The sequence below is a fragment of the Pseudoduganella aquatica genome (assembly GCF_020865585.1).
In the GTDB taxonomy this organism is placed as follows: Bacteria; Pseudomonadota; Gammaproteobacteria; order Burkholderiales; family Burkholderiaceae_D; genus Rugamonas; species Rugamonas aquatica_A.
Window position 1 is genome coordinate 1,963,411 of the sequence record NZ_CP086370.1, and the last position, 13,226, is coordinate 1,976,636.

The window sequence follows — 13,226 nt, forward strand, 5'->3', positions numbered from 1 at the left end:
ACAAAGGACGCCATGTGGCCCTATCCTAAAGTACTTGCGCACCGGGGCGGCGGCACGCTGGCGCCGGAGAACACGATAGCCGCGTTGCGCTGCGGCCTGGCCTACGGCTACAAGGCGGTCGAATTCGACGTGATGCTGTCCAAGGACGGCATCGGCGTCATCATGCACGACCCGGATTTCGGCCGCACCGTGGCCGGCGAGGGCAATGTGGCGCGCACGCCGGCCTCGGACCTGGTGCGCAAGGACGCGGGCGCCTGGTTCGGGCCGCAGTTCGCCGGCGAAACGGTGCCGCTGTTCACGGAGTTCATCGACTACTGCCGCTCGCAGGGCATCTGGATGAATATCGAGATCAAGCCGGTGCCTGGCCATGAAACGGACACCGGGCGCTGGGTGGCGCAGAAGACGCGCGCCCGCTTCAGCGAGGAGCTGCGCGCCGGGGACACCAAGGCGGTGCCGCTGCTGTCCTCCTTCAGCATGGAGGCGCTGGCGGCCGCGCGCGAGGCCGCGCCGGAGGTGCCGCGCGCCTGCCTGTTCGACACTATTCCGGCCGGCTGGCAAGCGCAGGCGGCCGCGCTGGAGGCGGTGGCCATCCACACCAACCAGAAGCATCTGACGCCGGAACTGGCGCAGGCGGTCAAGGCGGCCGGCTACGGCCTGTTCTGCTACACCGTCAACACGCCCGAGCGCGCGCAGGAAATCCTGGCCTGGGGCGTGGACGGCTTCTGCACCGACCGCATCGACCTGATCGGCCCGGGCTTTGCCGGCTGCGGCGGGTTACGCGCTACGCGCTAACCCGCCCTACATGCCCCGGTGCCTGGTCCTCGGCTGCGGAGGGGGCCAACATGCACCAGCGCCTGGTCCTCAGTGTAGGGCGGGTTAGCGGCGCTGCCGCGTAACCCGCCAGGACTGGCTAGTAGCGCTCGAAGCTGGCCGGGTCCGGTTCCCAGTCGGCCGCCTGCAGCGGCGCGCCGCTGTGCCGGCCCGAGGCCGGCTGGCGCCCCGTGTTGCGGACGGCGCGCGCCGGGCGCGGCGCGGCCTTGCCGGCGCCGGTGTTGAAGAATCCCATGGTGCGCTGCAGGTCTTCGGCCTGGGAGCTCATTTCCTCGGCGGTGGCGGCCAGCTGCTCGGAGCCGGCTGCATTCTGCTGGGTGGCCTGGCTGAGCTGGCTGATGGCCGAATTGATCTGCGCCAGCCCGGTCGATTGCTCTTCCGAGGCGGCGCTGATCTCCTGCACCAGGCCGGAGGTGCGCTGGATATTGGGGACCATCTGGCTGAGCAGCTTGCCGGCCCGTTCCGCCAGGTCCACGCTGCTGCCCGCCACTTCGCCGATTTCCTGCGCCGCCACCTGCGAGCGCTCGGCCAGCTTGCGCACCTCGGCCGCCACCACGGCGAAGCCCTTGCCGTGCTCGCCCGCGCGCGCCGCCTCGATGGCGGCGTTCAGCGCCAGCAGATTGGTCTGGTAGGCGATGTCGTCGATGATGCCGATTTTCCGGGCGATCTGGCGCATGGCGTCCACCGTGCCGCCCACCGCGCCGCCGCCTTCCACCGCCTCGGCGGCGGCCTGGCTGGCCATGCTGTCGGTGACGCGGGCGTTCTCCGTGTTCTGCGCCACCGAGGCCGTCATCTGCTCGACCGAGGCGCTGGTTTCCTCCACACTGGCGGCCTGTTCGGTGGCGGCCTGCGACAGCGACTGCGCCGTGCCGCTCACCTGTTCGGAGGCGCTGGCCAGCGCGTCGGCGCTGCTGTTGACGCGGCCCACCACGTCGGCCAGGCGCTCGACCATGTTTTTCATGCTGTACAGGAGGCTGTCGTGGTCGCCGGAACTGGTCTCGATCTGCACCGTCAGGTCGCCGTCCGCCACCCGGTTGACGATGCCGGCCGCGTAAGCCGGGTCGCCGCCCAGCTGGCGCAGCGTGTTGCGCAGGATGAGGATGCCCATCGCCGCCACCAGCAGCGCCGCCACGCCGAAGATAATCGCCATATTGCGCTGGGAGGCGGCAATGGCCGCGCCCGCTTCGGCGTTGGCGGTTTCGGCCACCTTGACGTTGAGCGCCACGATTTTGTCCAGCGCCGCCTGCACCGAGGCCACATGGGGCGCCACGTCGACGGTGGCCTGGGTGAAGTCCTCGGTGGCCAGCTTCATGGCGGCCGCGTCGCCGCCGCGCGCCAGCCGCTCGGCCGCCGCGATCACGCGCTCGCCGCCTTTCTGGCGCAGTTCCCACGCCGCCAGGAAGTCCTTGTACAGCACGGCTTCCTCGGCGGTCTGGGGCAGGGGATCGTAAATCTTGCGTCCGGCCGCCACTTCGGCGAAGCCGGCCCGCATCACGTCGGCCTGGGCCGCGATCTTGCCCACGTTTTTGGGGTCTTCCAGCAGGCGGAACACGGTCAGCGCGCCGATGCGCACTTCGCGGTTGCCCAGTTTCATCTGGTACAGGCCCACCAGCGAGGGCAGGCGCACGTCGGCCACCTCGGCGAACCCGGCGCTGGCGCTGCGCAGCCCGGCCAGGCCCGCCGCCCCCACCAGGGCCACGCCCAGGATGGCTAGCACCAGCAGCAATATCAACTTGGTCCGCAGCAAGAGATGGTTGAGCATGACAGCCTTTCACAGTGTGATGGGACGGATGGCGGGGCGCCAAGTGCAGTTTCAGTATAAGGATTATGCTGGCCCTTGGCTGCGGCTCGCCGGCGCTTTCTTGCCTTTGTCGCAAGGCGGCAACGCCCGGCGCTTCGCTCAAGCGGGCGATCCGACGCTGTGCTCTGATTTTCCGGCCGCCACTTCACGTATAATCAACCCTTTGCACCAGCCAGCAACTTAACCAATACGACATGAAATCATCTGAAATCCGCGAGAAGTTCCTTAAATTCTTCGAGTCCAAGGGTCACACGATCGTCCGTTCCAGCCCGCTGGTGCCAGGCAATGACCCGACCATGCTGTTGACCAACTCCGGCATGGTTCAATTCAAGGACGTGTTCCTGGGTCTGGACAGCCGCCCGTATTCGCGCGCCACCACCGTGCAGCGCTGCGTGCGCGCCGGCGGCAAGCACAACGACCTGGAAAACGTCGGCTACACCGCGCGCCACCACACCTTCTTCGAAATGCTGGGCAACTTCAGCTTCGGCGACTACTTCAAGCGCGACGCCATCAACTACGCCTGGGAGCTGCTGACCAAGGTCTACATGCTGCCGGCCGAGAAGCTGACCGTCACCGTCTACATCGAGGACGACGAAGCCTACGACATCTGGGCCAACGAGATCGGCGTGCCGAAAGAGCGCATCATCCGCATCGGCGACAACAAGGGTTCGCGCTACGCGTCGGACAACTTCTGGCAGATGGCCGACGTCGGCCCATGCGGCCCGTGCACCGAGATCTTCTACGACCACGGCGCCGACATCTGGGGCGGCCCTCCAGGCTCGCCGGAAGAAGACGGCGACCGCTTCATCGAGATCTGGAACCTGGTGTTCATGCAGTTCAACCGCGACGAAGCGGGCAATATGAACAAGCTGCCGAAGCCGTGCGTGGACACCGGCATGGGCATGGAGCGCCTGGCCGCCGTGCTGCAGCACGTGCACAGCAACTATGAAATCGACCTGTTCCAGAACCTGATCAAGGCCGCCGCGCGCGAAACCGGCGCCACCGACCTGGAATCGAAGTCGCTGCGCGTGATCGCCGACCACATCCGCGCCGCCTCCTTCCTGATCGTCGACGGCATCATCCCCGGCTCGGAAGGCCACGGCTATGTGCTGCGCCGCATCATCCGCCGCGCGCTGCGCCACGGCCACAAGCTGGGCCAGACCAAGCCCTTCTTCTACAAGCTGGTGGCCGACCTGAACACCGAGATGGGCACCGCCTATCCCGAGCTGAACGAAGCCGCCGCCCGCGTGGCCCAGGTGCTCAAGGCCGAGGAAGAGCGTTTCGGCGAAACGCTGGAACACGGCATGAAGATCCTGGAAGCGCAGCTGGCCAAGGACGCGAAAAACCTGGACGGCGCCACCGCCTTCACGCTGTACGACACCTACGGCTTCCCGCTGGACCTGACCGCCGACATCTGCCGCGAACGCGAAGTGACGCTGGACGAGGCCGGTTTCCACGCCGCCATGGAGCAGCAGAAGAAGACCGCGCGCGCCGCCGGCAAGTTCAAGATGGCCGCCAACGTGGAATACAGCGGCGAGAAGACCAAGTTCGTCGGCTACGACCTGCTGGCGCAGGACGCCAAAGTGATCGCCCTGTACGCCAACGGCGCGCCGGTGCAGGAACTGAAAGCGGGCGAGCAGGGCATCGTGGTGCTGGACACCACGCCCTTCTACGCTGAATCGGGCGGCCAGGTGGGCGACCAGGGCGTGATCGCCACCGCGGGCGCGCAGTTCGACGTGGAAGACACGCTGAAGATCCAGGCGGACGTGTTCGGCCAGCACGGCGTGCTGTCCAAGGGCACGCTGAAAGTGGGCGACGCCGTCTCGGCCAAGGTGGACACCGCCAGCCGCGGCCGCACCATCCGCAACCACTCCGCCACCCACCTGATGCACAAAGCCCTGCGCGAAGTGCTGGGTTCGCACGTGTCGCAGAAGGGCTCGCTGGTTGATCCGGACAAAGCCCGTTTCGACTTCAGCCACAACGCTGCGCTGACGGCCGAGGAAATCGCCAGGGTGGAAGCCATCGTGAATGCCGAGATCCTGGCGAACGCGGCCACCCAGTCGCACAATATGTCGTTTGACGACGCGGTCAAGCACGGCGCCATGGCGCTGTTCGGCGAGAAGTACGGCGACGAAGTGCGCGTGATGGACATCGGCTCCTCGAAAGAGCTGTGCGGCGGCGTGCACGTGCAGCGCACCGGCGACATCGGCCTGTTCAAGATCGTGTCGGAAGGCGGCGTTGCAGCCGGCATCCGCCGCGTGGAAGCGGTGACCGGCGAGGGCGCGCTGGCGCTGGTGCAGGGCCTGACCCGCAAGCTGGGCGAAGCCGCTGCCGTGCTGAAGGCCAATCCGGACGAGCTGACCGTGAAGATCGCCGCCGTGCAGGATCACGTGAAGGCGCTGGAGAAGGAACTGGCCGCGCTGAAATCGAAGCTGGCTTCCGGCCAGGGCGACGAGCTGGCCACGCAGGCCGTGGAAATCAAGGGCATCAAGGTGCTGGCGGCAACGCTGGAAGGCGCCGACGTGGCCACCCTGCGCGAGACCATGGACAAGCTGAAGGACAAGCTGAAAACCGCCGCCATCGTGCTGGCCAGCGTTGCCGACGGCAAGGTTTCCCTGATCGCCGGCGTGACTGCGGATGCCACTTCCAAGGTCAAGGCGGGCGAACTTGTGAACTTTGTTGCACAGCAAGTGGGCGGAAAAGGTGGCGGACGCCCCGATATGGCGCAAGCCGGCGGCACCGATGCTGCAGCCCTGCCGGGCGCCCTGGCTGGCGTTGCCGCATGGGTGGAACAGCGCGCTTAAGAGCGAAAAGCAAGCAAGAGTGCAGTCCGCGCGCAAGCGCGGACTGTTAATTTAATGACTGCTCTCGTTGTGAACTTGCAACGAGAGAGGAACTATTTTGGTGCACCGCGTCACAATCGCCGAATTGGAGTAGACTGTGCAGAACTGGTCAACCAATTTGTGGGATTTTGATGAGCGACACCCTAGTTGATACCGAAATCATGGAATTTCAAAAAGAACTCGATGCACGGGGCTTGAACTGCCCGTTGCCGATTCTGAAGGCTAAAAAGGCCCTGGCCGAACTGCAGAGTGGCGAAGTGCTGCGCATCATGGCGACCGACCCCGGTTCCGTGCGCGACTTCCAGGCGTTCGCCAAGCAAACCGGCAACGCGCTGCTGTCGCACGCACAGCACGGTACGGAATTTGTATTTTTGATGCAACGCAAGTAAGCTAGCAGTTCTTTCTCAGCAGGGAGCCGGGCTGGCTCCCTTGTCGGCAGGCACTCCACGATGTGATGCGCAAGGTTGTAATTAGACGATTTCTACTAGCAAAAAAACGCACGATCGTGCTTTAATTCAGCCTGATGATTGAATTTCTCATATAATCTAGCCCACATATCAGTTCACACTTTATTAATTTTCCCAAAGGCAGAGCTATGAAAGTCTTGGTACCCGTCAAACGCGTGGTCGACTACAACGTCAAGGTGCGCGTCAAATCCGACGGCACTGGCGTGGACATCGCCAACGTCAAAATGTCGATGAACCCGTTCGACGAGATCGCACTGGAAGAAGCGACCCGCCTGAAAGAAGCCGGCAAGGTCACCGAAGTGGTGGCAGTGTCCTGCGGCGTGACCCAGTGCCAGGAAACCCTGCGCACCGGCATGGCGATCGGCGCGGACCGTGGCATCCTGGTGGAGACCACGACCGAACTGGAACCGCTGGCCGTGGCCAAGCTGCTGAAAGCGCTGGTCGACAAGGAACAGCCGCAGCTGGTCATCCTGGGCAAGCAAGCCATCGACGACGACTCCAACCAGACCGGCCAGATGCTGGCAGCCCTGCTGGGCTGGCCGCAAGCGACCTTCGCCTCGAAAGTGGTGCTGGAAGACGGCAAAGCCACCGTGACCCGCGAAGTGGACGGCGGCCTGGAAACCTTGGCGCTGACGCTGCCGGCCATCATCACCACCGACCTGCGCCTGAACGAGCCGCGCTATGTCACGCTGCCCAACATCATGAAGGCCAAGAAGAAGCCGCTGGACGTGGTCAAGCCGGAAGACCTGGGCGTCGACGTGGCCCCGCGCCTGAAAACCCTGAAAGTTGCCGAGCCATCCAAGCGCTCCGCCGGCATCAAAGTGCCGGACGTTGCAACCCTGGTCGCAAAACTGCGCACCGAAGCCAAAGTCATCTAAAGGATATTCAACATGGTCGCATTAGTTATTGCTGAACACGACAACGCCAGCCTGAAGGGCAGCACCCACCACACCATCACCGCAGCTGCCCAGTGCGGCGGCGACGTGCACGTGCTGGTGGCCGGTTCCAACGCCGCCGCCGCCGCAGCGCAAGCCGCGCAGATCGCCGGCGTGTCCAAAGTGCTGCTGGCCGACGCCGCCCACTTCGCCGATGGCCTGGCCGAGAACGTGGCCGAGCAGGTGCTGGCGGTTGCGGGTGCTTACTCGCACATCCTGGCGCCAGCCACCGCCTACGGCAAGAACATCCTGCCGCGCGTGGCCGCCAAGCTGGACGTGGCCCAGATCTCGGAAATCACCAAGGTCGACTCGCCGGACACCTTCGAGCGTCCTATCTACGCCGGCAACGCGATCGCCACCGTGCAGTCGTCGGACAAGGTCAAAGTCATCACCGTGCGCACCACCGGTTTCGACTCGGCTGCCGCCACCGGCGGTTCGGCCGCCACCGAAACCATCGCCGCTGTTGGCGATTCGGGCAAATCGTCCTTCGTCGGCCGCGAGCTGGCCAAGTCCGACCGTCCAGAGCTGACCGCCGCCAAGATCATCGTATCCGGTGGCCGTGGCATGGGTTCGGGCGAAGCGTTCAAAGTGCTGGAGCCGCTGGCCGACAAGCTGGGCGCAGCCATGGGCGCATCGCGCGCCGCCGTGGACGCGGGCTTCGTGCCGAACGACTGGCAAGTGGGCCAGACCGGCAAGATCGTGGCGCCGTCGCTGTACATCGCCGTCGGCATCTCCGGCGCGATCCAGCACCTGGCCGGCATGAAGGACTCGAAGACCATCGTCGCCATCAACAAGGATCCAGAAGCGCCGATCTTCTCCGTGGCCGACTACGGCATCGTGGGCGATCTGTTCGACATCGTGCCTGAACTGGTCAAAGAACTGGGTTAATCAAAGCGGAAGTACCGAGGCCACGCTGGCAAGGCACTGCGCCGCCGCGTGGCCTTTTTCTTGGAGAGAAGAAGATGAGCTATCAAGCCCCCCTGAAAGACATGCTGTTCGTGATGAACGAACTGGCCAACCTGCAAGGCGTGAGCCAGCTGCCTGGCTGCGAGGACGCGAGCCCGGAAACGGCGGAAGCCGTGCTGGAAGAAAGCGCGAAATTCGTCGCGGGCGAAATCGCGCCGCTGAACCACGCCGGCGACAAGGAGCCGAGCTACTGGAAGGACGGCAACGTCTTCACCTCCAAGGGTTTCAAGGAAGCGTTCAAGCAGTTCGCCGAAGCTGGCTGGCAAGGCCTGCAGCATCCGGCCGACTTCGGCGGCCAGGGCCTGCCCAAGCTGGTCGGCACGCCATGCGTGGAGATGCTGCACGGCGCCAACCTGGCGTTCGCGCTGGTGGCGCTGCTGTCGGACGGCGCCATCGAAGCGCTGCTGACCGCAGGCAGTGACGAGATGAAGGCGACCTATCTGGAGCCGCTGGTGACCGGCAAGTGGACCGGCACCATGAACCTGACCGAGCCGCAAGCCGGCTCCGACCTGGCCGCCGTGCGCAGCCGCGCCGTGCCGCAGGACGACGGCACCTACAAGATCTTCGGCACCAAGATCTTCATCACCTACGGCGAGCACGACATGGCCGAGAACATCATCCACCTGGTGCTGGCGCGCACGCCGAATGCGCCGGAAGGGGTGAAGGGCATCTCGCTGTTCATCGTGCCCAAGTTCATGGTCAACGCGGACGGCTCGCTGGGCGCGCGCAACGACGCGCATTGCGTGTCGATCGAACACAAGCTGGGCATCAAGGCCAGCCCCACCGCCGTGCTGCAGTTCGGCGACAACGGCGGCGCCATCGGCACGCTGGTGGGCGAAGAGAACCGCGGCCTGGAATACATGTTCATCATGATGAACGCGGCCCGCTTCGGCGTGGGCATGCAGGGCATAGGCCTGTCCGAGAACGCCTACCAGCAGGCGGTGGCCTTCGCCAAGGACCGCGTACAGTCGCGCGACCTGGCCGGTTCCGCCGGTCCGGTCTCCATCATCCACCATCCGGACGTGCGCCGTTTGCTGATGAATATGCGTTCGCAGACAGAAGCGGCGCGCGCGCTGGCCTACGTCGGCGCCTCGCTGTACGACGCGGCCCACCACCACGCGGACGCGGCCACCCGCGCCGAGAACCAGGCCGTGTATGAATACCTGGTGCCGATTATCAAAGGCTGGTCGACCGAGCTGTCGCAGGACGTGGCGCGCGACGGCGTGCAGGTGCATGGCGGCATGGGCTTCATCGAAGAAACCGGCGCGGCGCAGCACTACCGCGACGCCAAGATCCTGACCATCTACGAAGGGACGACCGCCATCCAGGCCAACGACCTGGTGGGCCGCAAGACCGTGCGCGACGGCGGCAAAGTCGCCAAGGGCCTGATCGCGCAAGTGCGCGCCACGGAAGCGGAACTGGCCAAGCTGGACGGCGCGGACTTCGCCGCGATCCGCAAGCACCTGGCGCAAGGCGCGGCCGACCTGGAAGCGGTGGTCGACTACGTGGCGGGCAATATGAGGACCGACATCAAGGCCGTGTTCGCGGGCAGCGTGACCTACCTGAAGCTGGCCGGCATCGTGCTGGGCGGCTGGCAGATGGCGCGCGCCGCCGTGATCTCGCAGCAGAAGCTGGACGCCGGCAGCAGCGACGCCAGCTTCTACCAGGCCAAGATCGTCACCGCGCGCTTCTTCGCCGACCACTTCCTGGCGCAATCGTCGGGCATGCGCACCGCCATCATCGATGGCAGCGCCGGCGTGCTGGCACTGAGCGAAGACCAGTTCTAAGCCAATCCCAGCCCTGGCGTAGGGCGGGTTAGGCAGGGCCGTAACCCGCCGACGCCGTCGAAACGCGTGTATTGGCGGGTTACGCAGGCAAAGCCTGCTAACCCGCCCTACGATGTAGAATGGGGATCGACTTTCTGGAGCGGTCCCATGGAACTGTCCACGCTTGCCCTGTTTGTGCCTGCCTGCTTCGCGCTGAATATGGCGCCGGGGCCGAATAATCTTCTCTCCATCAGCAATGCCACCCGTTATGGTTTCCGGCGCGCCTGCGCCGCCGGAGCGGGGCGCTTGCTGGCGTTCGGCGGCATGATTGCGCTGGCGTCGGCCGGGCTGGCGGCGGTGCTGCATACGTCGGAGCTGCTGTTTTACGGCATCAAGACGGTGGGGGCGGCGTATCTGTTCTACCTGGCCTTCCAGCTGTGGCGCGCGGCGCCGGGCGAACAGGCGGAATCGGCCGCGCCTTCCGTGGGACTGATGCAGCTGGCGCGGCAGGAGTTCCTGGTCGCGGCGGGCAATCCGAAAGCCATCCTGATTTTCACGGCCTTCCTGCCGCAGTTCGTCAACCCGGCCCGGCCCATGGCGGCGCAGTTCGCCGTGCTGGGCGCTTTGTTCCTGGTATTGGAGATGGCGGCGATTGCCGCCTATGCGTGGATGGGTGTGCACTTGCGGCGCTGGTTCGCGCAGCCGCGCGGCAAGCGCATCTTCAACCGGGGCTGCGCCGGCCTGCTGGCCAGCGCCGGCCTCGGTTTGCTGCTGTCGCGCCGCGCCTAGCCAGGCGCGGCGCTGGTGCTTGCTTAGCGGCGCACGATGGTGCCGTTGGCGCTGCGCACCAGATCGCCGTTGGCGTAGCCCGGATCCTTGTCGAAGCTGAACTCGCCCTGGGTGCCGTTGTCGTACTGGACTTTCACGTTCCAGGCCTTGGTGGTCTTGACGTGTTCTTCCACCTTGTTGCCGGCGTAGGCGCCGCCGGCCGCGCCGGCGATGGTGGCCAGCTTGCGGCCGCTGCCGCCGCCCACCTGGTTGCCCAGCAGGGCGCCCGCCACGCCGCCGGCGATCACGCCGACCGCGCTGCCTTCGCCTTTTTTCTCCACCACATTGACCGCCACCACGCGGCCGCAGTCATTGCAGGCGGCCGGCTTGGCGCCGGCGTTCTTCAGGTCGGCCTTGGCGGCCGCCAGCGCTTTGTCGTATTCGGTCTTGGCGTCGCGCTGGCACTGCATGCGCGCGCTCGAGCTGCTTTCTTCGGCGCACAGCTTTTTGTCTTCAGCGTAGCGGGTGGCGGCCTGCTTGGTGTCGGCCGCGTATTGCGCCTTGGTGTAGGGCTGGGCGGACACGGCGGTTGCCATGCCGGCCAGCATCAAGGACAGGGTGAGGGCGCGTACATTCATTTCATTCTCCGGTGACTGGTTTATTTCTCCAGTATAACCGTTGAGAATAGCTTTACAGCAATTATGCGACCGTATCGTGCGCGACCGCATTGCGGCCGGCCTGCTTGGCCCGGTACAGCGCCGCGTCGGCGCGCGCCACCAGCGAGGACGGTGTTTCGTCCGGACCCAGCGCGGCCACGCCGAAGGAGCAGGTCTTGCGGCCCACCTCGGGGAAGTCGGCCGCCCCTATGCGCAGGCGCAGCATGTCGGCCAGCGCGCGTGCGCCGTCCAGCTCGGTTTGCGGGCAGATCACCATGAATTCCTCGCCGCCCCAGCGGCCCACGCTGTCGATGCTGCGCGCGCCGGTGCGCAGGATGGCGGCCACCGCCGCCAGCACGCGGTCGCCGGCCGGATGGCCGTAGTTGTCGTTGGTCTGCTTGAAGTGGTCGATGTCGAGCAGGATCACGGCCAGGCCGCCGCCGTAGCGCTGCACGCGCTCCACCTCGTGGCCCAGCACCTCGTCCAGCTTGCGCCGGTTGTGCAGGCCGGTCAGCATGTCGGTGCTGGCCACGCGCTGCAACTCGCGGGTGCGCTCGGCCACCTGCGACTCCAGCGTGTGGTTCATTTGCTTGAGTTCGGCATACAGCGCGGCGTTCTCGGCCACGGACTTGCGCAGGGTGTCGGCCATCTGGTTCAGCTTGTCGGTCAGCTGGTGCAGCTCGTGCTCGCCCTTGTCCTTGAGCACAAAGTGGCGGTTGCCGATGTTGTCGATATTGAGCTGGCCGACAAACTCGCTCATCTGGCGCAGCGGCTGGCCCAGCGTGCGCTTGATCACGTAGAGGAAGATGAACCACAGCGCCAGCGTCTTGATGACGGAGTTCACCAGGATCAGGAAGAAGCCGTAGGCCACCTGGCGCACCACCACCTGCTGGCTGGAGTAGATGGTCCAGCGTCCGACCTGGTGGCGTTCGCCGGCCTCGTCGACGTAGACGGCGGGGAAGCTGTGGCTGAAGATATGATCGAACAGCAGCGCCGGCGCGGCGGCCGGCACCAGCTCGCCGTTCGGCCCGGCTTCCATGCGGCGGCCCTGCGCGTCGTCCACGGTGCCGATGGCGCGCATCAGCTTGCCTTGCTCGTCCTCGACCTTGACGCCGATGACGATGGGCAGCGCCTTCACGCCGGTGACGATGCTGGCCAGCACCTCGCCGTTGAAGCGCCACAGCGCGCCGGTGATGCCGGGGCCGAAGGTGTGCTCCATGGCGCCGATCTCCTCGGACAGGCGCTGCTGCGTGTGGCGGTATTCGGCGGCCAGCTGCGCGCAGGTGACCACCAGCGTGACGATGAAGTAGCAGCCGAAGATAATGCGCAGCAGGCGCGCCGCCAGGTTGCTTTTCATTCGGATTTCAGGACCTGGGTGGGGTAGATGGCGCGGATGATGCGCACCGACTCCTCGTCGGACCAGCGCTCCACGATGGCGCGGTAGCGTGCCGTGTTGCGCTGCGCGTGCAGCACCGCGTTGACCTTGGCCACCACCTGCTTGCCCCATTCGGTGCGCGGGCACATCACGCGGTTCACGGTCGGTTCGCCATGCTCGCGGATGGGAATGGCGGCCAGCTCGCCGTCGCGGCCCAGCTGGCGCGCCGAATAGGTGCTGATAATGGGCAGTTCGAGCAGGTAGTCCAGGCGCCGCGCCAGCAGCATCTGCAGCGCCTCGTTGAACTCGGAGTGGTACTGGCGGTTGGCCTGCTGCTCCAGCAGCGCGTTGATCTGCGGCGAGAAGGAGCGTCCGCGCAGATAGCTGGTGCGCACGCCGTCGCGTGCCATCAGCTCGGCCAGCGAGATGCTGGCGCCGGCCGGACCGGCGAACTCGGCCAGGCGGTCGCGCCGCACCACCACCTTAAACGGCAAGAACACCGCCACCGGGGCGGAGAAATACGCCAGCGCCTCGCGCTCGGGGTTTTTCACGCCGCCGATAAAGCACCAGGGATTGCCGTTCTTGATCTCCTGGAAGATGCGCGGGAAGGGCGCCTGCACGTCCTTGTGCTCGTAGCCGGGCATTTCCTCCTTGAGCAGCACGCGGATCTGGTCGAAGATGCCCTGGCCCTTGTCGGGGCCCTCGGCGATCATATAAGGGGCGGCATTGAACCAGCCCCAGTTCAGGCGGTCGGCGGCGAGGGCCGGGGCGGCGGCGCAAAGTGCGGCGCACAGCAGGGCGGTAAGGCGAAACGTCAT

The 13,226-nt window shown here is 65.7% G+C and carries 11 protein-coding genes; 7 read left to right on the plus strand and 4 right to left on the minus strand.

Going from position 1 to position 13,226, the window contains the following annotated elements; translation table 11 throughout:
- The first annotated feature begins 12 nt into the window (after window positions 1-12).
- A complete protein-coding gene (gene ugpQ, locus KT882_RS08635) occupies window positions 13-792 on the plus strand; it encodes a glycerophosphodiester phosphodiesterase (protein ID WP_228895326.1) in 780 nt (259 codons plus the stop codon).
- 118 nt (window positions 793-910) lie between these two features.
- Here ugpQ and KT882_RS08640 read toward each other — a convergent pair whose 3' ends face one another.
- Window positions 911-2,593 (minus strand): methyl-accepting chemotaxis protein, encoded by a 1,683-nt coding sequence (locus KT882_RS08640; protein WP_161072474.1) that lies wholly within the window; start codon window positions 2,591-2,593, stop codon window positions 911-913.
- 233 nt (window positions 2,594-2,826) lie between these two features.
- Here KT882_RS08640 and alaS point away from each other — a divergent pair, with 233 nt between their 5' ends.
- From alaS to KT882_RS08670, 6 genes are all read left to right on the plus strand, one after another.
- Window positions 2,827-5,436, plus strand: coding sequence for an alanine--tRNA ligase (gene alaS / locus KT882_RS08645; protein WP_161072473.1), 2,610 nt, complete (start codon window positions 2,827-2,829; stop codon window positions 5,434-5,436).
- Window positions 5,437-5,636: 200 nt separating this feature from the next.
- Complete coding sequence (locus KT882_RS08650) at window positions 5,637-5,864, plus strand: sulfurtransferase TusA family protein (protein ID WP_161072488.1); 228 nt, start codon at window positions 5,637-5,639, stop codon at window positions 5,862-5,864.
- A 206-nt stretch (window positions 5,865-6,070) separates the two neighbouring features.
- Complete coding sequence (locus KT882_RS08655; RefSeq protein WP_228895329.1) at window positions 6,071-6,820, plus strand: electron transfer flavoprotein subunit beta/FixA family protein; 750 nt, start codon at window positions 6,071-6,073, stop codon at window positions 6,818-6,820.
- 12 nt (window positions 6,821-6,832) lie between these two features.
- A complete protein-coding gene (locus KT882_RS08660; RefSeq protein WP_161072471.1) occupies window positions 6,833-7,765 on the plus strand; it encodes an electron transfer flavoprotein subunit alpha/FixB family protein in 933 nt (310 codons plus the stop codon).
- Window positions 7,766-7,839: 74 nt separating this feature from the next.
- Complete coding sequence (locus tag KT882_RS08665) at window positions 7,840-9,630, plus strand: acyl-CoA dehydrogenase (protein WP_228895330.1); 1,791 nt, start codon at window positions 7,840-7,842, stop codon at window positions 9,628-9,630.
- A gap of 147 nt (window positions 9,631-9,777) precedes the next feature.
- Complete coding sequence (locus tag KT882_RS08670) at window positions 9,778-10,398, plus strand: LysE family translocator (protein WP_161072469.1); 621 nt, start codon at window positions 9,778-9,780, stop codon at window positions 10,396-10,398.
- Between the two features lie 23 nt (window positions 10,399-10,421).
- Here the strand turns inward: KT882_RS08670 and KT882_RS08675 are convergent, their stop codons facing one another.
- The 3 genes from KT882_RS08675 to KT882_RS08685 all read right to left on the minus strand — a co-directional run bounded on the left by KT882_RS08675 (window position 10,422) and on the right by KT882_RS08685 (window position 13,226).
- Window positions 10,422-11,015 (minus strand): outer membrane lipoprotein, encoded by a 594-nt coding sequence (locus KT882_RS08675; protein WP_161072468.1) that lies wholly within the window; start codon window positions 11,013-11,015, stop codon window positions 10,422-10,424.
- A gap of 61 nt (window positions 11,016-11,076) precedes the next feature.
- The gene (locus tag KT882_RS08680; protein ID WP_228895332.1) at window positions 11,077-12,390 is read right to left on the minus strand and encodes a GGDEF domain-containing protein; all 1,314 of its coding nucleotides are present in this window, start codon (window positions 12,388-12,390) and stop codon (window positions 11,077-11,079) included.
- Entirely contained in the window at window positions 12,387-13,226 is an 840-nt protein-coding gene (locus KT882_RS08685) for a TIGR02285 family protein (RefSeq protein ID WP_161072466.1), read from the minus strand. Before KT882_RS08685 ends, KT882_RS08680 begins: the two co-directional genes overlap by 4 nt.

Excerpts from the sequence above, each read along its gene's own strand:
- ugpQ (WP_228895326.1), top strand. The coding sequence starts at position 13 with ATGTGGCCCTATCCTAAAGTACTTGCGCACCGGGGCGGCGGCACGCTG.
- KT882_RS08655 (WP_228895329.1), top strand. The coding sequence starts at position 6,071 with ATGAAAGTCTTGGTACCCGTCAAACGCGTGGTCGACTACAACGTCAAG.
- KT882_RS08640 (WP_161072474.1), bottom strand. The coding sequence starts at position 2,593 with ATGCTCAACCATCTCTTGCTGCGGACCAAGTTGATATTGCTGCTGGTG.
- KT882_RS08665 (WP_228895330.1), top strand. The coding sequence starts at position 7,840 with ATGAGCTATCAAGCCCCCCTGAAAGACATGCTGTTCGTGATGAACGAA.
- KT882_RS08685 (WP_161072466.1), bottom strand. The coding sequence starts at position 13,226 with ATGACGTTTCGCCTTACCGCCCTGCTGTGCGCCGCACTTTGCGCCGCC.
- alaS (WP_161072473.1), top strand. The coding sequence starts at position 2,827 with ATGAAATCATCTGAAATCCGCGAGAAGTTCCTTAAATTCTTCGAGTCC.
- KT882_RS08670 (WP_161072469.1), top strand. The coding sequence starts at position 9,778 with ATGGAACTGTCCACGCTTGCCCTGTTTGTGCCTGCCTGCTTCGCGCTG.
- KT882_RS08650 (WP_161072488.1), top strand. The coding sequence starts at position 5,637 with ATGGAATTTCAAAAAGAACTCGATGCACGGGGCTTGAACTGCCCGTTG.
- KT882_RS08660 (WP_161072471.1), top strand. The coding sequence starts at position 6,833 with ATGGTCGCATTAGTTATTGCTGAACACGACAACGCCAGCCTGAAGGGC.
- KT882_RS08680 (WP_228895332.1), bottom strand. The coding sequence starts at position 12,390 with ATGAAAAGCAACCTGGCGGCGCGCCTGCTGCGCATTATCTTCGGCTGC.
- KT882_RS08675 (WP_161072468.1), bottom strand. The coding sequence starts at position 11,015 with ATGAATGTACGCGCCCTCACCCTGTCCTTGATGCTGGCCGGCATGGCA.